Source organism: Streptomyces sp. NPDC058221, assembly GCF_042882365.1.
GTDB lineage: Bacteria > Actinomycetota > Actinomycetes > Streptomycetales > Streptomycetaceae > Streptomyces.
Genome location: NZ_JBHVWF010000024.1, coordinates 57,147 through 75,883, shown reverse-complemented (window position 1 = coordinate 75,883; position 18,737 = coordinate 57,147). Strand labels below are relative to the sequence as shown.

Genomic DNA, 18,737 nt, shown 5'->3' with positions numbered 1-18,737 from the left:
CGCGTGTCCGGCAGGGCCGGACCGCTGTCAGTGGCGGTGCGTACGCAGCACGTGGTGGCCGGACGTGACACCGTCCACGTACACCTGAGACCCGTCGGTCGTGGCCCCGGAGCCGCCGACCGCCTTGGAGCCGTTCCAGACGGTGACCCCGTCGAGCGTCACGCGTACCTTCTTCCCGCCGGTCGGCACGGCGAGCCGTCCCGAGGTGCCCCGGGGAGCGGTGGCGTTCAGGACGAAACCGTCGGCCCGGGAACGCCAGGAGGCGGTGATGTCGCCGTGCGGCGTCGGAACGGTGCCCTGCGCCCAGGCGAGGTCGCCCGGGTGCGGCACGATCGCGTACGTCGAGAAGCCGGAACCGGTCGGCTGCACGCCGAGCACCTGGTTGGTCAGCGTGACCGTCGGGCCGGACGCCCAGCCGTGGGCGAGGCTGGTGAACTGCTTGATGCCCGGATCCCCGTTCACGTCCGCCTTCTCCCAGAACGTGCCGCCCGGGTCCTGGTCGAGCTGGTAGCCCCAGAACGTACGCAGCAGCTCCAGCGCGCTCTTCTGCCCACCGCCGCTCGGACCGGCCGCCGTCAGCCGGGCGTCCGCCTCGAAGCCGCTGGGCAGCGGCTCGTAGGAAGGCTTGATCGACGCGTTGGGCGTGCCCGGCGCCACGGTCAGGGCGCCGTACGGGCCCCAGCTGTTGCGCTTCAGGTAGTCCATCGCCCGCCCGGCGCGCACCGGGTCCGCGATGCCGGCCAGCACGGCCGTGGCGTTGGCGTCCTGCGGATAGGCGTCCGGAATCTCGCGGGACAGCCGGTAGGCGCCCGCGCTCTCGTCCCAGAGCTGCTCGTTGACGGCCTTCTTCACCTCCGTGGCCCGAGAGGCGTACGTGGCCGCGTCCGCGGCGGCGCCCCTCGCCCCGGCGAGCTCCGCCATCTCGTCGAGATTGCGGCTGTAGAGGGCGTTGACGTACGTCTCGTGGCCGCAGTCGCTGTAGCCGTAGTGCCCGCAGGAGCCCGAGTCCTGGAACGCGATCAGGCCCTTCGGGTCGGCGTCGCGCACCTTCTCCAGCCACCCCATGGCGCGGGTCAGCTGCGGCCACCACTGGTTCAGGTACGCGCGGTCGCCGGTGTACAGCCAGTGGTTGTAGAGGTTGTGGACGAACCAGGTGACGTACTCGCCGTAGGTGCGCAGCTCGTCCTGGTTGTGCTGCCCGACCAGGCTCGCGGCCGGCACGTAGCCGTCGTCCAGCTGCTGTGCGGCCAGGGAGGACAGCGAGTTCTCGACCGCAGGGACGTCGTCGGTGCTCAGGTACGTCACCGGCGCCTGGACGGCGAGGTCGCCCTGCCAGACGATCCGGTCGCGCTTGCCGCCGTCGAAGATGACCTCCTCGCCCGGATCGGCGTGCGGCACCTGGTCGTCGGCGTGGTCCGCCTCGCCCGGCTCGTAGGGCCAGCTCTTCGCGGTGTCCGACATCCAGGTGTTGAGCTGGACGGTGTACGCACCGGCGTACCAGATCTTGTTGAGCTCGTTGTCGCTGGAGAGGAACCATCCCTTGTACGCCGACGGGTCGGCCTGCTTGGGGACGGCGTCGAAGTCCAGCGACACCGCGCCGACATCCACCCAGCCGGGACCGTCGAGGAACAGCGTCGCGTAGCGGAATCCGCCGCGCAGCTGCGGATCGGTCAGCGTGGCGGGGAGTTTCGCCGGATCGAGTTCGAGGGTGTGGCTGTCGGAGTCGTAGGTGTAGGCGGTGCCCGGGTAGCCGTTCCAGATGTTCGCGGTGTCGCAGCCCGGGGCGTGCGCCGCCTGGCCGTCGTTGTCCTGCGGGCCGGTCGCGGCGTACTGCCGCGACTCGCTGAAGCACACATGCAGCTTCGGCGGCGTCGCGGACGCTCCGTCGACATGGACACGGATCTTCCCGCCGGTGTTCTTGCCGAAGTCCAGGGTGAGGAGCGGTGACTCGGTGCGGTCGCCGGTGCTGACGAGCCGGACCGGGTGCCGGCCCTTCCCGAGGGCGGCCTTCGGGTCCCCCTTGATCTCGCCGCCGCGCGGATCGGCGGAGAGCACGGACACCGGATCGACCTCGTGCCCGGTGGGGGCGAGGACGTACGGCTTCCAGCTGCCGGGCTGCGGCCGGTAGCCGGCGTTGTCCCAGGGGCCGGCGTGCCCGGACGGCGGGCGCGGCGCGGCCGGTGCGGCCCCTGCCGGTGCGGGCAGGACGCCCAGCAGGAGGGCGCCGCTCGCGGCCGCGGCCAGGCCGGTGAGACGTCTTCTCGAACGTGTGGTCATCTGATCGCGACTCCTGTTCGTGGTGCGCTGGCGGAAGGGGCGGTTCAGCTGCGGCGTACCGTCACCTGGTGGCTGCGCCCGGAAAGTCCGGACAGGACGACCTGCCCCGCTTCGGCGCGGGCCCCGTGAGCCAGGGACCTTCCGTCCCAGACGCGCCTGCCGTCGACCCGCACGACGTAGTCGCTTCCCTCGGGAACGGGCACCGCGACCTCGCCCACCACTGCGGCCGGCGCGCTGAGCGACAGGTCGAAGCCATGGTGCGACCGGACCCGCCACGACACCCGGATCACTCCCTCGGGCGTCGTCAACTGGCCCTCCGCACGCCGTAGTCCGCCGGGACGGGGAGCCACCGAGTAGCCCGGGCCGCCGTCCTGTGACGGTGCGATGCCGAGCAGGAAGTAGGTGAGCGCGGATGTCGGTCCGGTCGACCAGCCGTGTGCGGCGCTCAGGTAGGAGCCGCCGTAGTCGGAGGTGCCGTCGGTGCGGTACCCCTCCCAGAAGGTGCTCGCGGTCCCGTGCGGGGCGTTGAGCATGAAGCCCCATTCGCGCCGGATCAGTTCCAGCGCGGTGCTGTCGCGGCCGGCCGCGAAGTGGGCGTGCACCTCCATGCCGCCGGGGAACGGGTGGACGGAGTCGGCACCCTTCTCGGGCGTCAGTGCCCCCACCGCGGTCCACCGCTTCGCCAGCGCCGCGCTCACGGTCCGCGCCCGCGCGGGGTCGGTCACCAGGCCGAACCAGAGCGCCAGCGCGTTGCCGTCCTGCGGGTACAGCTCCGCGCCCGCACCGGTGGGCTTGTCCCGGTACAGGCCCGCCGACGCGTCCCAGTAGCCCTCGGTGTCGACCGCCTGCCTGAGCTTCTCCGCGCGCTCCGCGCAGGCGTCCGCGGTGGCCGCGTCGTCCATCGAGCGGGCGAGCGGGCCGGCTGTGATCAGCGCCCGGTACATGATCGCGTTGGCTTCGAGGTTCTTGCCGTCGGCATCGGTACGGGCCCAGTCGGCGGCGGCCGTCACATTGAGCAGACCGTCGGTGTCGATCTTCCCGACCACGTGGGCGAGCGCCTTGAGGTAGGCGTCGTAGACCGTACGCGTCCAGTCGAGGTCGCCGGAGAGCTGGGCGTAGGAGGCCGTGCCGATGAGCGTCCACAGGTGGTACGCGTCGGAGTTGCCGATGAAGTTGACGGCCGGACCCGCGTACGGGAGCGCGCCGCTGGCGGGGTCCTGGTGGTTGTAGAGGGTCTGCAGGGCGTTGCGCACGGTCACCAGGTCGCCCAGGGAGACATGGTCGGTCAGCACGGAGATGCCCAGGTCCCCGGGCCAGATCGTGCGGTCGCGCTTGGCGCCGTCGACCAGGACGGTGCTGCCCAGCTCGCCGACCGTGGCGTCGTTGGCCCAGCCGCTGTCCGGCGGACCCCAGACGCGGCCCTCGTCGCTCGCGATGATGTTGGTCTGCACGGTGTAGGCACCGGCGTACCAGATCCGGTTGAGGAGATCGTCGTCGCAGTGGAAGTAGTTGGGGTACGCGCGCAGGTCGCGGGCGTTCGGCGCGAACGTGATCTGCACCGTCACCCCGGTCAGCGCCAGGGTCCCGCCGCTCTCGTTGACGAGGGTCAGATACCGGAAGCCGCCGCGCTGCTGGGACGCCGGAGTGACCGCGCGTGCCGAACCGTCCTCCGCGACCGGTACGTCCTTCGAGGTGTCGACCCGGCCCCCGGGCGCGGCCGGATAGCGCACGGCGGGCTCGATGTTGCTGCCGCCGTTGGAGCCGTCGCTCGCCGACGGGCTGACATAGGTGGAGAGTTCGCTGTAGGTGAGCCCGACGATCCCGTCCTCGGCGCTGCTTCCGGCGACGGTGAGGGCGGCGAAGCCGCCGACCTCCTTGCCGAAGTCCAGCGTGACCGAGGAACCCGCCCCGGTCAGCCGGGCGGCACCGGAGCCGTGGCGGGACGTCAGGGACGCGGCGCCCTCGACCGTGCCGGTGGTGGTGTGGACGGCCACCGGGCGCACGGTGCGGCTCGCGGGCGACAGGTTGTTGGCGTCCCAACGGCCCGCCGGCGCCTTGCGGTACGGCCGCGGGGCGGTGGTCTTGGCCGGGGCCGCGGCGGCGGGAACGCCTGCCGCGGGGGAGCCGGCGGGTGCGGCAGCCGTACCGGAGGCGGTACCGGCCGGCTCGGCGGCCGCCGCGGTGCCGGGCAGCGCACCTGCGGCCGTGGCCGCCGCGACCAGACCGCCGGCGAGGAAGGCGCGCCGACGCGGGCCCTCTCCCGATTCGTGGTGCATGACGATCCTTCTCTCGTGAGGGAAATCGTTGTCATGGTGCGTTCGCGAGGCCGGGCGGCAGCGGGCGGGCAGGGCGGAGCGACCCTGCTCCGGACGTGGGGAAGTACCGGCCGGAGCAGGGTGTGAATCGTTTCAATCGCTGGCCTCAGGGTGAAGGTATACGGGCCCGCCCGGCCCGTACAGAGGTATGCCGCAGATCGGCGGAAGCCGTCCGGCAGGAACCGGCCCCGACGAGCGGCGGGACGTCCCTCAGACCGCCCCGCGCACCGTTCGCGCCCGGCAGTGTCCCGCCGCGGCCGCGGCGAGCCGGCCCAGCGCCTCCTCCTTGCCGCAGGGGTGTGCGCCCAGTTCGGCCTGGCGGGCCACGATGCGCCGCTCGGAACGCATCAGCCGCCATCCCCGCCGCAGCAGGAACGGCACGGACTTGCGGCCCTCGCGCAGATCCCGCAGCAGCCGCCGGCGGAACGTCGTCGACGGACGGCCGCGCAGGCACAGGGCGTCCGCGAGCACCCCCAGTGACCGGCACCGCTCCACGATGTCGGCCGCGAAGATGCCCTCGGCCACGAAGAGCGGGGTGCGCTCGATGTGGAGCACCTCGTGCCCGGTACGGGAGCTGGTGGCGATGTCGTACAGCGGCACGTCGGTGCGGCCGGTACGGCACAGCGCCGTGATCGCCGCGACCGCGGCGTCGGCGTCCCAGGACAGCGCGGAGTCCCAGTCGATGTCCGTGCTGCCGGGGACGAGCGGCAGCGTGGGGTCGCCCGCCTCCTTGTAGAAGTCGTCCAGCCGCAGCACCGGAAGGCCGGTGCGGGCGGCCAGGGAGGACTTGCCGGAGCCGGAGGGGCCCGCCAACAGGACGACGCGGGTCGAAAGCGCATGGGAACTCACAGGACACGAGTGTGAGGCATTGACCCGCACAGGGGATCCCCCGGTACCTGTGTTGGTATCCAGCATCACACCTCAACTACGCTGAGCATCCAGACGATTACTCGATTGATGGTTCGATCGGCCCGATCAGGTGGGAAATCCATGGCACGTCACGCACTTTCCAAGTCCCGGCGCCGCGCTCTGCTGCGGGCAGGTCTGACCGTCACCGCGGTGGGCGCCGCCCTCGGTGCGGGGGGTGCGGCGGCCCAGGCGGCGCCGCTGCCCGCCGCGCCGGCCACGGGCTCCGACAGCACCGGCCTCGGTGCGGCCACCGACGCCGCGGGCGGGGCGGTGGCCGGGGCGCTCGGCCAGTCGCTGGACAGCGGAATCGCCCCCGTGACGCATCTGCGGCTCGACCCGCTGGCCGGCACCGGCACGGACCCGCTGGACAACGCGGTGGGGACCCAGATCGCCGACTTCAAGCCGGTCTCCACGGCACTGGTCACCGACCCGGTGACCAGCGGCGGCGCGCTGAAGGACCTGCCCGTGGTGGGTCAGGTCACGGGGCTGCTGCACAGCTGACGAGGCGGGGGCCCGGGGCCCCCGCCCCCCGGGGCCCGGGGCCGCACCACAGCGCACGGGGGCACCACCCCCCCCCCGGCGCCCCCCCCCCCCCCCCCGGCCGGGGCCGGACTGGCGGAACGCAGCACTAGAAGACCACCAGGGCCCGCCCGCCCTTGCCGGCGATCATGTTGTCGAAGGCCGCCGGGATGCCGTCCAGCGCGATCCGTTCGGTGACCATCATGGAGAGGTCGAAGCGGCCCGCCCGGATGTGCTCGGCCAGCACCGGCAGATCACGGGCCGGATCGCTGTTCCCGTACACACAGCCCGTCAGGGACCGGCCCCAGTGGAAGATCTCCAGGGCGTTGAAGGTCACCTCCTGGTCCTTGCCCCCGATGCCGACGACCGTGGTGCGCCCACCCCGGCGGGTGGAATCCCAGGCGGCACGGATGGTGGTGGAGCGGCCGACGCACTCGACCGCGACGTCCGCGCCCTGGCCGCCGGTGAGCCCGCGGATCTCGCGGGGCGTGGTGGCGGAGGCGATGACGTAGTCGGTGGCGCCCGCCTTCCGGGCCAGCTCCTCCTTCTCCGGGGAGACGTCCACCGCGACGATCTTCGAGGCGCCCGCGATCCGGGCGGACTGGAGCACCGCGAGGCCCACACCGCCGACGCCGAACACGACGACGGACTCTCCGGTGCGGACCCGCGCGCTGTGGTGGACCGCGCCGTACCCGGTCAGCACGGCGCAGCCGAGCAGTGCCGCGTCGGTGAGCGGGATGCCGTCCGGGGCGGGCAGCACGCAGTTCGCGGCGACGACGGTCTCCTGGGCGAACGCGGCGACGTTCAGCCCGGGGTGCAGTTCGGTGCCGTCGGCGGTCCGGGCGTGGATGTTCGCCGCCCCGGCCAGTGCGTTGGCACAGAGCCAGACCTCGCCGATCCCGCAGTGGTGGCAGTTTCCGCAGGACGGCGCCCAGTTGAGGACCACTCCGTCGCCGGGTGCGACATGGCTGACGTCCTCGCCCACGGAGACGACGGTGCCGGCGCCCTCGTGGCCCAGGACGGCGGGGACGGGCACCCGCATCGTGCCGTTGGACAGCGAGAGGTCGGAGTGGCAGACGCCGGCGGCGGCGAGGCGGACACGCACCTGGCCGGGGCCGGGCTCCGGGAGTGCGATGTCGGTGATCTCCAGCGGAGCTCCGACGGCGGACAGTACGGCGGCGCGGACCACGGACTGGCTCCTTGCTGATGGGGGAAAGCGGATACGGGCAGCGGATTGCGAGCGTCGGATTACGGGCAGCGGATGCGGTGAACCGGTCAGAACTGGAACGATTTGGTCTGCAGGTACTCGGCGAGACCGTGCGCACCGAGCTCACGGCCGACCCCGGACTGCTTGTAGCCGCCGAAGGGTGCGAGCGGGTTGAACCGGCCGCCGTTGATGTCGACCTGCCCGGTGTCCATCCGCCGGGCGAAGGCGACGGCCTCCGCGTCGTCGGCGGCCCAGACGGCGCCGGCCAGCCCGTACACGGTGCCGTTGGCGATCCGCAACGCGTCGTCCTCGTCCTCGTACTTCAGGATCGAGACGACCGGGCCGAAGATCTCCTCCTGGGCGATGGTCATCTCCGGGGTGACGTCGGCGAACACGGTGGGGCTGACGTAGTACCCCGTACCGAGCGGCGCTTCGGGGCCGCCGGCGACGACGCGGGCGCCCTCCTCGATGCCCTTCTCGATGTAACCGCGCACCCGGGCCTGCTGCTTGGCGTTGACGAGCGGGCCGACCCGCTCGCCGGGCACGTACTTGGCGACGGCGGCCGCGGCGAGCGCGACGGCCTCCTCGTACCGTTCGGCGTCCACCAGCATCCGGGTCCAGGCGCTGCACGTCTGGCCGGAGTTGGACATCACGTTGGCGATGCCGACGTTCACCGCCTTGGCGAGATCGGCGCCGGGCAGGATGACGTTGGCGGACTTGCCGCCGAGCTCCAGTGCGACGCGCTTGACGGCCCCGCCCGCGGTGGCACCGATCTGCCTGCCGACGGCGGTGGAACCGGTGAAGGAGACCAGGTCCACGTCCTCGTGCGCGGCGAGGGCCTGCCCGGCGACCGGGCCGAGGCCGGTGACGAGGTTGAAGACACCGGCGGGCAGCCCGGCCTCCTCGGTGGCCTCGGCGAAGAGCTGCGCGGTGAGCGGGGTGTCCTCGGCGGGCTTGAGGACGACGGTGCAGCCCGCGGCGAGGGCGGGAGCGACCTTGGCGACGATCTGGTGCAGCGGATAGTTCCACGGGGTGATCGCGCCGACCACGCCGACGGGTTCCAGCAGCACGGTGGAGTTGCCGTGCTGCTCCTCGAAGGCGTACGTCGCGGCGAGTTCGGCGTACGAGCCGGCGACCAGCACCGGCACACCCGCGTGCACGGCCTGCGACAGGGGCAGCGGCGATCCGAGTTCCGCGGTGACCGTCCCGGCGATCTCGTCCTTTCGGGCGGCCAGGACATCGCGCAGGGCCCCGATCAGGGCGGCGCGCTCGGCCGGCGGGGTCGCGGCCCAGCCGGGGAACGCGGCGCGGGCGGCGCGTACCGCGTCGTCGACGTCGGCCGCCGTTCCGGCCGGGACGTGCGCGATGACCTGCTCGTCGGCCGGGTTCACGACCGCGATGGTGTCCGTTCCTGCGGCGGCCCGCCATACGCCGCCGATGTACATACCGTCATGGGCCTTCATGGCTGTTCCTCCCGGGCACGGTGACGGACGTGGTCGTCCGCGCCCCAAACTAGCGCTGTTAGTTTTCAGGCGCCAGAGACGCCGGTCACGCCCGGCCGGGGAAATCGCGCGGCCGTGGCGGAACGCTCCCCTCCGCCTGCCCGCGCGCCCCGCCGCGGAACCGTCGCCGTACGGCCGGCCCGTCGCAGCACGAAGGGCCCGGCGGCGACACCCACCCGCCGGGCTCTCGTGCCTCCTGCCTACATGTCCAGGCCCGGCACGTCCTTCGGCAGCGGGCAGATCCGGCGGCCCTGGTGGTCGAAGACGTACAGGTGCGCCAGGTCCACCAGCAGCGGCACCTGACCTCCGGTGCGCAGCCGCATGTCCGGGCCGGTGCGCACCACGAGGTCGCTGGCGGTGACCGCGGGGCGGTCGGGGCTGCGCACCCCGGGCGGAAGGATGTCGTCGGACGGCGGTTCGTCCAGCACGACGACGGGGCCGCTGATGTGACCGGTGGCGCGCTCCTTGAGCCGTTCCAGCACACCGGCCCCTCCCTCGGCGCTGCGGCGCCTGCGTGGGGCGCCGCGGTCCTGGCGGGCCGATTCCAGATCCGGCACCACGGCGGGCTGCGAGCCGGTGTTGAGGTGGACCAGCGCCTCGTGCCCCTGGTACTCGACATGTTCGACGATGCCGCTGAGCGCGACCTCGCCCGGGCGCGCCTGGCTGGGCGGGGCGATCCGGACCGCTTCGGAGCGCAGGCCGACGATGATCCGGCGGCCCTGCTGGATGCGGAGCAACTGGTGGTCGGGGCTGAGCGGTTCGGGCAGCGGGAGGCGCTGGCGGCCGAGGTCGATCGACATCCGCCCCTCCAAAGGTGCGTGGACGACGGCCTGCAGCAGATTGATCCGCGGGGTGCCGATGAACGCGGCGACGAACACGTTGTCCGGCAGGGCGTACACCTCGCGCGGCGGGCTGACCTGCTGGAGGAGTCCACCGCGCATCACCGCGACCCGGTGGCCGAGCGACATCGCCTCGGCCTGATCATGGGTCACATAGACCGTGGTGACGCCGAGTTCCTTGGTGAGCTGGGATATCTCGGCGCGCAGATGGTTGCGGAGCTTCGCGTCGAGGTTGGAGAGCGGCTCGTCCATCAGGAACGCGGACGGCTGGCGCGAGATGGCCCGGCCCATCGCGACCCGCTGGCGCTCGCCACCGGAGAGCTGACCGGGGAAGCGGTCCAGGACACTCTCGATCCCGAGCATCCTTGCGGTGTTCTCGATGCGCTCGTTGTGATCGAGCCGGGGGTTCTCCAGCTTCAGCGGGAAGCCGATGTTGGCCCGGTTGGACATGGTCGGGTAGAGCGCGAAGTTCTGGAAGACCATGGCCATTCCGCGTTCGCGGGGCGTGAGGTGGTTGGCCGGTTCACCGTCGAGCAGGATCTCGCCCTCGGTGACGTCCTCCAGGCCGGCGATCATGCGGAGCACGGTCGATTTGCCGCACCCCGAAGGGCCCAGCAGGACGACGAACTCGCCCGGGTCGATGGAGAGGGAGAGACGGTCGACGGCACGCGAGGACCGTCCGTACGCCTTGCTGACATTGTTCAGAGTGATGGCGCGAGTCATGTGGTTCCGCCCGGAAGGATGATGGTGGAGCGGTGGGGAGCGGCAGTGGCCTGAAATTAACCCACTGCGCGGGGTGAGGGAACGACTCGCGCAAAGGTTGCACGGTACTGAGGTTTCCGAGTCGGAAGTGTCAGGTGGGGTTCCGGTTCAGGCACGGCTGCGCGGGGTCGGGGAAGGGCCCGGCCGGCCCCTCCGCCGAAGGCCGGCTGATTCCGCCGCGTATGCCCAGTCCCGCCGCCGCCAGCAACAGTGCACCGAGCATCACGAACGGGGCGGCGGTGCCCGCCACTCCGGCGACGAGTCCGGCCGACGCGGGCGCCGCCACCTGGCCGAGCCGGTTGCCGGTCAGCCGCAGGGCGAGTGCGGTGGAGCGGGCTGCGGCGGGCGCCGCCTGCACCACGGTGGTCATCGACAGCGGCTGGCCGACGCCGAGGCAGAAGCCGAGCACGGCGAGCATCACCGCCAGGACGGCGACGGGGACGGGCAGGGCGACGCCCGCACAGAGCAGTCCGGCCAGCAGGCAGGTGGTGGTGAGCAGGGCCGGGCGGCCCAGCACCCGGAGCATCGGCGTCATCACCAGCCGGCAGGCGACGGTGGCGGCGGCGCGCAGGCTCAGCAGCAGGCCGACGGTGGCAGGCGCGATACCGCGGTGCTCGCCGACGACCGGCAGATATGCGGTCAGGATGTCGGTCGCGGAGAGCACGGCGAGGCTGATGAAGATCCCGGCCGGGACGCCTCGGGCGCGAAGAATCCGGCCCACCGGCACCTTGTTCCCGTGGGTCGCGCGGCGGGCGGCCCCCGGAGCGGCGCGGTGCTCGATGCGCCATAGCGCACCGACGGAGACAGCGGCGACGGCTGCCGCGACGAGCAGGGCGAGGGAGCTCGTACGCCCCATGGCACCGTCCCGTTCGGAGATCAGGTACCCGGCGGCGATCGGGCCGATGAGCTGTCCGAGGGAGGCACCGATGGTGAAGTGGCCGAAATTGCGGTCCTGTTCGGCGGGGGCGGACTGCCGGGCGACGATGGACTGGGCGCCGATCACGAAGCAGAGGTGACCGAGCCCCATGACGCCGCTCCAGGCAGCCATCGCGGTCAGGGAGTCCGCCCGGCCGCTGAGGGCGCAGCCGCCCGCGATCAGGGCGACGCCGAGCGGCAGCAGGGGCGCGCACCGGCCGTGGTCCGTCCGGCGCCCCAGCGGCACGGCGGCGAAGAGCGGGAGAAGTGCGTACACACCGGTGATGACACCGATCGCGCGTGCGTCGGCGCCCAGTGCCAGGGCCCGGTAGGAGACGGCGGGCCGCGCCATCGACACGGCCCCCTGCGCGAAGGCGAAGGCGATGACGAGGCGCAGCAGCCAGCTCCGGCCGGGCCCGGTGGTGTCGGTCATGGTCAGAGATTCCCGGATGCCTTCAGATGATCCCGAACAGGAGTCCGGCGCCGAGCACCACCAGCGAGGTGATCGCGGCCCACTTGACGGTGAACCGGGTGTGGTCGCCGAATTCGACCCTGGCCATGCCGACCAGGACGTACACGGCGGGCACCAGCGGGGACGACATGTGCAGGGGCTGGCCGACCAGGGAGGCGCGGGCGATCTCCAGCGGGGAGACGCCGTGCGCGGCGCCGGCCTCGGCGAGCACGGGCACGACGCCGAAGTAGAAGCCGTCGTTGGACATGAAGTACGTGAGCGGGATGCTCAGCACGCCGGTGACGAGCGCCATGTGCGGTCCCATGCCGTCGGGGATCGCGCCGACCAGCCAGTCGGCCATGTGGTCGACCATGCCGGTGCCTGACAGGACGCCGGTGAAGACAGCGGCGGCGAAGACCATGCCGGAGACGTTGAGGACGTTGTCGGCGTGGGCGGCGATCCGGGCGCGCTGATCGGGCATGTGGGGGAAGTTGACGGTGAGGGCGAGGGCCGCGCCGAGCAGGAAGAGCACCGGGATCGGCATCAGTTCCATGATCATCGCAGCGAGCAGCGCCACGGTGAGCGCGGCGTTGAACCAGTAGAGCTTCGGCCGCAGGGTCGCGCGGTGCGGGTCGAGGCCCTTGAAGCCTCCGTCGTCGGCCGCCTCGTCCTCGGCGCCGGATGCCGTGCCGCCGTCCGTACCGGCTCCGCCGGAGCCCTTGCGGAGGCGGTCGTCGCCACCGCCGGCGGCGACAAGCACCGTCTCCGTCTCCGTGACCGCGTCGGTCGCCAGGGCCTCGTCGAGGGTGAGGGTGCCGAGCCGCCGGCGCTCACGCCGGCCCAGGACGACGGCCAGCAGGAGCACGGCGAGCAGCCCGACGCCGAGCGCGGGGATCATCGGGACGAAGATGTCGCTCGCGTCCAGCTTGAGCGCGGTGGCGGCGCGGGCCGTGGGACCGCCCCAGGGCAGGGTGTTCATGACGCCGTTGGCCGTGGCGGCGACGCCGGTCATCACGACCAGGCTCATCCTGAGCCGCTTGTAGAGCGGATACATCGCCGAGACGGTGATCATGAACGTGGTGGAGCCGTCGCCGTCCAGCGAGACGATCGCGGCGAGCACCGCGGTCCCGACGACGATGCGCATCGGGTCCGCCTTGCAGAAGCGCAGGATGCCCCGGACGACCGGATCGAAGAGCCCGACGTCGATCATCACGCCGAAGTAGACGATCGCGAACATCAGCATGGCGGCGGTCGGGGCGAGATTGCCGACGCCGTCGATGACGTAGTCGCCGAGCTTCGCACCCTGCCCCACGGCCACGCAGAACAGTGCGGGGATCAGGACGAGCGCCGCGATCGGCGACATCTTCTTCATCATGATCAGGACCAGGAAGGTCGTGATCATGGCAAAGCCGAGGATTGTCAGCATTTGGATACCTAACGTTCACCCTTGAACTGCCACCGGAGCCGGCGGTTCGGATGACGTTAGGGCGCGCCATATGGCGTTAACAAGACGTTGACATGCGAGCAATACGAGCAAAACCCCAGGTCAACGTATGGGTGCCACGGTGACCGGGATGCCGTTGAGCACGGCGGTCCCGGAGAGCGGGTCGAGCCGGGTGCCGTCGAGCAGCTGGTTGACGTTGACGCCGGGCTGCGCGGCGGCGACGGACATCCGGGTGCCGGGGCGGCTGTGCCCCCAGCCGTGCGGGAGGCTCACCACTCCGGTCCGTACGCCGTCGGTGATCTCAACCGGGGCGATCAGCTCTCCGCCGTCCGCCGTGACCGTCGCGGTGGCGCCGTCCGCGAGTCCGAGACGTGCCGCGTCCGTGGGGTGCATCTGGAGGGTGCAGACGTTCGAACCGCCGGTGAGCGCGGCCACGTTGTGCATCCAGCTGTTGTTGGAGCGCAGATGGCGGCGGCCGATGAGGACGAGCGCTTCGGCGTCCCGGCGGCCGGCGAGGGCGCTGCGCAGCCTGGGCAGATCGGCGGCGATGGGGGCGGGGAAGAGTTCGATGCGCCCGCTGCGGGTGCTGAGGACCTGCGGGATGCGGGAGGCGAGAGGGCCGAGGTCGATGCCGTGCGGGTGGGCCAGCAGCCGGTCCAGGGTGAGGCCTTCGGGGTCGGCGCCGAAGCCGTCGCCGTACGGGCCGAGGCGCAGCATCAGGTCGAGCCGGCGCTCCGGTCCGGTGCGGCCGGTGAGCGCCGCGGCGATGTCGGCGGGGTCGCGGCCGTGCACGGGCGAGTGCGGGTCGGCGACGGCCTTGCCGAGGGCCCGCTCGATGACCATGGCGTCCACCGCTCCCGGCTCCGCCCCGTGCATCCCGGAGACGGCCAGAACGAGCCGGGCGAGGATCTCGCTCTCGTCCATCCGGTCCGCGTCCAGGGGAACGGCGGGCCTGGTGTAGCGGACCTGGTTGCGCACGGCGAGGGTGTTGAACGCGAAGTCGAAGTGGGCGCTCTGCGAGGGCGGCGGCGGGGGAAGCACCACGTCGGCGTGGCGCGAGGTCTCGTTGAGGTACGGGTCGACGCTCACCATGAAGTCGAGCCCGTCGGTCAGCGCCCGGTCGAGCCGGTCGCCGTCGGGCGCCGAGAGCACCGGGTTGGCGGCCAGGACGATCAGCGCGCGGATCCGCCCCTCCCCCGGTGTGCCGATCTCCTCCGCCAGTGCGGAGATGGGCAGTTCGCCCTTGGCCTCGGGGTGACCGGAGACCCGGCTCGCCCAGCGCCCGAGGGCGAAGCCCTTTCCCGGGGCGGCCGGGCGCGGGGCGCGGGCGGTGGCGGAGAGCGGGAAGAGGGCGCCGCCGGGGCGGTCGAGATTGCCGGTGAGGATGTTGAGGACGTCGACGAGCCAGCTGGCGAGGGTGCCGTGTTCCACGGTGCAGCTGCCGATACGGCCGTAGACGGCGGCGGTGGGTGCGGCCGCGAGCTCCCGGGCCATCGTGCGGATGGTGCCGGCCTCCACGTCACAGGCCACGGCCACCGCCTCCGGCGAGAAGTCCCGGACCGCGTCCGCGACTTCCTCGATGCCCTGGACGTGGTCCGTGAGCGCTCCGGGGTCGGTCAGCTTCTCCTCGAACAGTACGTGGGTGAGGGCGGCGAGCAGGAGCGCGTCGGTGCCCGGGCGGATGGCGACGTGCCGGTCGGCGAGACGCGCGGTGCGGGTGCGCCGCGGGTCGACGACGGTGAGGCTGCCGCCGCGGCGGCGGAGCGCCTTGAGCTTCCCGGGGAAGTCGGGGGCGGTGCAGAGACTGCCGTTGGATTCCAGCGGGTTGGCGCCGAGCAGCAGCAGATGGCCGGTGCGGTCGAGGTCGGGCACCGGGATGGTGTCCGGGTTCCCGAAGAGCAGCCCGCTGGATACGTGCTTGGGCATCTGATCCAGGGTGCTCGCGGTGAACAGGGCCCGGGTCCGCAGGGCCCCGAGCAGGGCGGACGGGTAGAGGGCGCCGGCCATGGTGTGCACATTGGGATTGCCGAGGACGACACCGACGGCATCCGGCCCGTGCTCGCGCGTGACGGCCGGCAGCGCGCGGGCGACCGCGTCGAACGCCTCGCTCCAGCTCGCCTCCGTCAGAACGCCGCCCCTGCGGACGAGCGGGGTGCGCAGCCGGTCGGGGTCCTCGTCGAGTCCGCCGATGGACGCGCCCTTGGGGCAGATGAACCCGTGGCTGAACACGTCGTCGCGGTCACCGCGGGCGCCGGTGACCCTGGTCCCCTCGATGGTGAGGGTGAGTCCGCAGGTGGCTTCGCAGAGGGGGCAGATGCGCAGGGCGGTTCGGGTACTGCTGGGGTCGTGCGACATGGGCCCTCCCCGGGCGGCGGCAACGGTGGCACGCGTATGTGGGCAAGCAGCATCGAGCATACCGACCGGTACGCATGCCGGGGAGGTGTTGCCGCAAGGAGGTTGTCCGGCCGCTCCGGACAGCGGCCGCCCGGTCTCAGTCCAGCACTCGGGCGAGGTAGGCCTGGAGCAGCACCCGGGTCTCGGCGACGATCGCCCGGTCGCCGGCGGGATCGGTACGGAAGGCGAGCTTGAGCAAGGCATCGGTGGCCTCGACGCAGACCAGGATCGTGCGCAGCAGATCCGGGTCGGACGTACGGCCCAGATGCCCGGAGAGAAGGTCGGTGAGCCGCCCCGCGACGCGGAGGTTGGCATCGTCGGCCGGGTCCTCGTCCGGCGCCGGCGCACCGAAGTCGACAAGCGCGAAACCGGGGACGGAGCGCTTCATCGCCAGGTACTCGTCGAGCACGGCGTCGATGGCGCGGCGCCAGTCGGCAGCCGGGATGCCGTCCAGCCGGGCCGTGATGCGCTCGGCGTAGCTGTCCAGATTGCGGCGGGCCAGGGCGTCGGCCAGGGCACGCTTGTTGGAGAAGAACCGGTAGACGGAGCCGATGGGGACCTCGGCGCGTACGGCCACGGCCCGGGTCGAGAGCTGCTCGTAGCCGGTCTCGTCGAGGAGTTCGGCACAGGCGTCGAGTATCCGGGCGAGGCGCTCGGCGCTGCGCTGCTGCACGGGGGCGCGACGGAGATTCGTGTTCGCATGGGGCACGGACTCCATGATGCCGTGGGCCTCCTCCTTCGGGCACAGAGGTGCGTCCGCGTCTCAGGCGATGAGCAGGGACAGGCCGCCGATGGTGTACGCGATCATCAGGACCAGCAGCGGGAGCTGGCCGGCTGTCGCACGTCCGGGCGGGAAGAGCCGCACGGAGCGGTCATGGGCGGCGACGACACCGAGGACATGGCCGAGGACGATCGCGAGGACCTGGAGGGTGGCGACCCCGCCGGGACCCAGGAACGGCTCGGGCGGAGCCGGATTGTCAGTGCCGAGTGCCACCATGACTGTACGTGGCCCTTCGGTGACGAAGAGTGTGAAGTAGTGGGCGACCAGATAGCCGAGCGCGATCGGGACGAGTGAGTGCGCGAAGGCGGTGAGGGGGTGCGGCAGTTGGCCGGAGATGAGCCGGGTGGCACCGGCGCAGAGTGTGTAGAGGGCGGCGACGAGCGCCACGGCCGCCAGAAGCCCGAGGGTGGCCGCGGCGGTACGGCCCAGGGGTGAGGTCTGGACGGTGGTGATCCAGGAGGGTGCGTCGGAGAAGCCGTCGTACGCGGTGGAGCCGAGCATGACGCAGACGGTGGCGACGAGTCCGGGGAGCTGCGGTGTGGCGTCGAGTCCGTTGAACGGGGAGCGCAGGACGAGGCGGCGGTCGGCGGGGCGGCGGCCGAGCGGGGAGAGCCGGGCCAGCAGCTCCGAATACACCTCGAAGGCGTCGGCCCGGTCGAACCAGCGCGCGCCGTGGCGGGCCGCGCCGGCGAGATGGACGGCGGAGTAGAGGGCGAGGAAGAGGAGCAGGGCACTGGGTGACGCGGGGTCGGGGGCGACGAGTTCGAGCCAGGTGAAAGCGAGGAGTCCGGCCGCCGCCGGCCACATCCCCAGGCGTACGGGGAGGGCGCGGCCGGCTCCGGGGTCGCGCCGCAGTGCGCGGCAGCCGAGGAGGTGAAGCGTGCGCAGCGGGTTGAGCAGCCGCCAGACGGGGCCCAGCAGCAGTGAGGCGGGAACCAGCCCGACCCAGAGGAGTACGTAGACGGCGCCCGGGGCCGGATTGCGGCCCGGGTCGGCCGGTCCGAGGAGAAGGTGCAGCACGACCAGGATCGCGGCGGCCAGGCCGAGGGCGCGGACCACGGTACGGGTGGGGCGGGCGTCGGCCGCGCGCTGGACGACGGCCGGCAGCGGCCGGCCCGCCGGCTCACCGCGGAACCGGGAGCCGGACCAGAGCAGGCCGAGTGCGAGAAAGGAGACGAAGAGTGCGGCGAAGGCACCCGCGAATGCGTAGAAGGGCGAGAGGGGCAGGTCGTGCTGGGCTCCGATGCCATGAGCGAGGACGCTCACCGCACCGGCTCCGGTACCGCCGACATCACCGCCGCCCGGACCGGCCGTCACCGTACGACGAGTTGGGTCAGGAGCAGATCGGACTCATGGGTCTCGACCTCGAAGAGCCCGGTGCGGTCGGCGGTGAACTTGAGCGTGACCGTCCTGCCCGCGGGCAGCCGCGCCTCCTTGTCGTAGCCGTGCACGTGAAGGGTGTCGTCGCGGTCGCTGCGGACCCGGAGCCGTACGGTCCGGCCCTTCTTGATCTCGGCGCGCCCCGGCGCCGGGCTGACCTTGCCGTCGCGGACGGAGATCTCCAGCGTGGTGCCGGTGTCGGGCTCGGCGGGGGTGGGCGCGGGGGCGGTCGTCGGGGTGGTGGTGAGGACGGCGGCGGCCCGGACGGGGGCGGAGCCGACGGCCCAGGCCGTGTGGTCGTCGGCGTAGAGGCCGGCGGTGAGTTCGGTGCCGCCCCCGGCGCTGCGAAGCAGGGACTCCGGCAGATGGAACCAGGTTCCGTAGACCCGGGCGAGCGGATGGCCGTTGAGGAAGAGCCGGGCATGTCCCCGGCCGAGGAGGGCGCCGCCGCCCACGCTGTCCGGGGTGAACCGGAAGTTGCGCACGGCGAGATGGACGTTCCAGCCGTCCTCCGAGTCGGGCCGCACGCTCAACGTCACCTCGGGCGCACCCTCGGCGGCGACCTGACGCAGCCGGTGCCCGTCGCCGTCGTCGGAGGACAGGAGCCGGCCGACGCTGCCGGTGGCCTGCTCATGGCTGGTGCCCGGCTTGTGATGGGTGGTGGCCCGCCCGCCGCAGGCACCCGCTCCGAGTACGAGTGCGACCGCGGTGAGCACGGCGAGGGCGGCCCGGCGGGCTGCCCTCGGCCGGCGCGCGGGGACCGGCCACACGACAGCCGGTGGGGCCTGTGCGGCCGGCGCCTGGCCCTGAGGGTGTTTCACGAGTCGACTCCGAGCGGGTTTCACGAGTCGTCTCCGTCCGGGGCGGGGACGGCGGTGTCCTGCGGCGCGGAATCTCCGCCGGAGGGCGGAGCAGGAGCACTGCCGGTGGCCGGGACCGGGTCCGGGGGGGGGGGGGGGGGGGGGGGGGGGGGGGGGGCCCGGGGCGCCGCGGCCGCCGCCCCCCCCCGCCCGCCCCCCCCCCCCGCCCCCCGGCCCCCCCC

At 72.5% G+C, this 18,737-nt stretch carries 13 protein-coding genes; 1 reads left to right on the top strand and 12 read right to left on the bottom strand.

The features are described from left to right. Nucleotides 1-27 precede the first annotated feature (27 nt). The 3 genes from ACFVW8_RS11120 to ACFVW8_RS11110 form a co-directional block, all read right to left on the bottom strand. A complete protein-coding gene (locus ACFVW8_RS11120; protein WP_389688416.1) occupies nt 28-2,277 on the bottom strand; it encodes an alpha-L-rhamnosidase C-terminal domain-containing protein in 2,250 nt (749 codons plus the stop codon). A 44-nt stretch (nt 2,278-2,321) separates the two neighbouring features. Next, nucleotides 2,322-4,553, bottom strand: coding sequence for an alpha-L-rhamnosidase C-terminal domain-containing protein (locus tag ACFVW8_RS11115; RefSeq protein WP_389688414.1), 2,232 nt, complete (start codon nt 4,551-4,553; stop codon nt 2,322-2,324). Nucleotides 4,554-4,802: 249 nt separating this feature from the next. Next, entirely contained in the window at nt 4,803-5,507 is a 705-nt protein-coding gene (locus ACFVW8_RS11110) for a uridine kinase (RefSeq protein WP_389688412.1), read from the bottom strand. Between the two features lie 75 nt (nt 5,508-5,582). On the opposite strand from ACFVW8_RS11110, the gene ACFVW8_RS11105 reads away from it, so the two are divergent. Continuing rightward, nucleotides 5,583-6,002: a hypothetical protein gene (locus ACFVW8_RS11105; RefSeq protein ID WP_389688410.1), complete on the top strand. Its 420-nt coding sequence runs from the start codon at nt 5,583-5,585 to the stop codon at nt 6,000-6,002. 127 nt (nt 6,003-6,129) lie between these two features. On the opposite strand, the gene ACFVW8_RS11100 is transcribed toward ACFVW8_RS11105, so the two are convergent. The 9 genes from ACFVW8_RS11100 to ACFVW8_RS11060 form a co-directional block, all read right to left on the bottom strand. Continuing rightward, nucleotides 6,130-7,209 (bottom strand): Zn-dependent alcohol dehydrogenase, encoded by a 1,080-nt coding sequence (locus ACFVW8_RS11100; RefSeq protein WP_389688408.1) that lies wholly within the window; start codon nt 7,207-7,209, stop codon nt 6,130-6,132. A gap of 86 nt (nt 7,210-7,295) precedes the next feature. After that, nucleotides 7,296-8,690 (bottom strand): aldehyde dehydrogenase family protein, encoded by a 1,395-nt coding sequence (locus ACFVW8_RS11095; RefSeq protein WP_389688406.1) that lies wholly within the window; start codon nt 8,688-8,690, stop codon nt 7,296-7,298. A 239-nt stretch (nt 8,691-8,929) separates the two neighbouring features. Continuing rightward, nucleotides 8,930-10,291 (bottom strand): ABC transporter ATP-binding protein, encoded by a 1,362-nt coding sequence (locus ACFVW8_RS11090; protein ID WP_389688404.1) that lies wholly within the window; start codon nt 10,289-10,291, stop codon nt 8,930-8,932. A gap of 130 nt (nt 10,292-10,421) precedes the next feature. Beyond that, nucleotides 10,422-11,678 carry an MFS transporter gene (locus tag ACFVW8_RS11085; RefSeq protein ID WP_389688402.1) on the bottom strand — a complete coding sequence of 419 codons (1,257 nt, stop codon included), beginning with the start codon at nt 11,676-11,678 and terminating at the stop codon, nt 10,422-10,424. A 22-nt stretch (nt 11,679-11,700) separates the two neighbouring features. Beyond that, entirely contained in the window at nt 11,701-13,122 is a 1,422-nt protein-coding gene (locus ACFVW8_RS11080) for a CitMHS family transporter (protein WP_389688400.1), read from the bottom strand. A 120-nt stretch (nt 13,123-13,242) separates the two neighbouring features. After that, nucleotides 13,243-15,495 carry a molybdopterin oxidoreductase family protein gene (locus ACFVW8_RS11075; RefSeq protein ID WP_389688398.1) on the bottom strand — a complete coding sequence of 751 codons (2,253 nt, stop codon included), beginning with the start codon at nt 15,493-15,495 and terminating at the stop codon, nt 13,243-13,245. Between the two features lie 136 nt (nt 15,496-15,631). Then, nucleotides 15,632-16,252, bottom strand: coding sequence for a TetR family transcriptional regulator (locus tag ACFVW8_RS11070; protein ID WP_389688396.1), 621 nt, complete (start codon nt 16,250-16,252; stop codon nt 15,632-15,634). Between the two features lie 45 nt (nt 16,253-16,297). Beyond that, entirely contained in the window at nt 16,298-17,581 is a 1,284-nt protein-coding gene (locus tag ACFVW8_RS11065) for a hypothetical protein (protein ID WP_389688395.1), read from the bottom strand. Nucleotides 17,582-17,628: 47 nt separating this feature from the next. Then, nucleotides 17,629-18,465 (bottom strand): hypothetical protein, encoded by an 837-nt coding sequence (locus ACFVW8_RS11060; protein WP_389688428.1) that lies wholly within the window; start codon nt 18,463-18,465, stop codon nt 17,629-17,631. Nucleotides 18,466-18,737 lie beyond the last annotated feature (272 nt).

What these genes read in the sequence shown, in the direction of transcription:
- ACFVW8_RS11075 (WP_389688398.1), bottom strand. Translation starts at nt 15,495, where the DNA reads ATGTCGCACGACCCCAGCAGTACCCGAACCGCCCTGCGCATCTGCCCC.
- ACFVW8_RS11070 (WP_389688396.1), bottom strand. Translation starts at nt 16,252, where the DNA reads ATGGAGTCCGTGCCCCATGCGAACACGAATCTCCGTCGCGCCCCCGTG.
- ACFVW8_RS11095 (WP_389688406.1), bottom strand. Translation starts at nt 8,690, where the DNA reads ATGAAGGCCCATGACGGTATGTACATCGGCGGCGTATGGCGGGCCGCC.
- ACFVW8_RS11120 (WP_389688416.1), bottom strand. Translation starts at nt 2,277, where the DNA reads ATGACCACACGTTCGAGAAGACGTCTCACCGGCCTGGCCGCGGCCGCG.
- ACFVW8_RS11090 (WP_389688404.1), bottom strand. Translation starts at nt 10,291, where the DNA reads ATGACTCGCGCCATCACTCTGAACAATGTCAGCAAGGCGTACGGACGG.
- ACFVW8_RS11105 (WP_389688410.1), top strand. Translation starts at nt 5,583, where the DNA reads ATGGCACGTCACGCACTTTCCAAGTCCCGGCGCCGCGCTCTGCTGCGG.
- ACFVW8_RS11115 (WP_389688414.1), bottom strand. Translation starts at nt 4,553, where the DNA reads ATGCACCACGAATCGGGAGAGGGCCCGCGTCGGCGCGCCTTCCTCGCC.
- ACFVW8_RS11085 (WP_389688402.1), bottom strand. Translation starts at nt 11,678, where the DNA reads ATGACCGACACCACCGGGCCCGGCCGGAGCTGGCTGCTGCGCCTCGTC.
- ACFVW8_RS11080 (WP_389688400.1), bottom strand. Translation starts at nt 13,122, where the DNA reads ATGCTGACAATCCTCGGCTTTGCCATGATCACGACCTTCCTGGTCCTG.
- ACFVW8_RS11110 (WP_389688412.1), bottom strand. Translation starts at nt 5,507, where the DNA reads ATGCTGGATACCAACACAGGTACCGGGGGATCCCCTGTGCGGGTCAAT.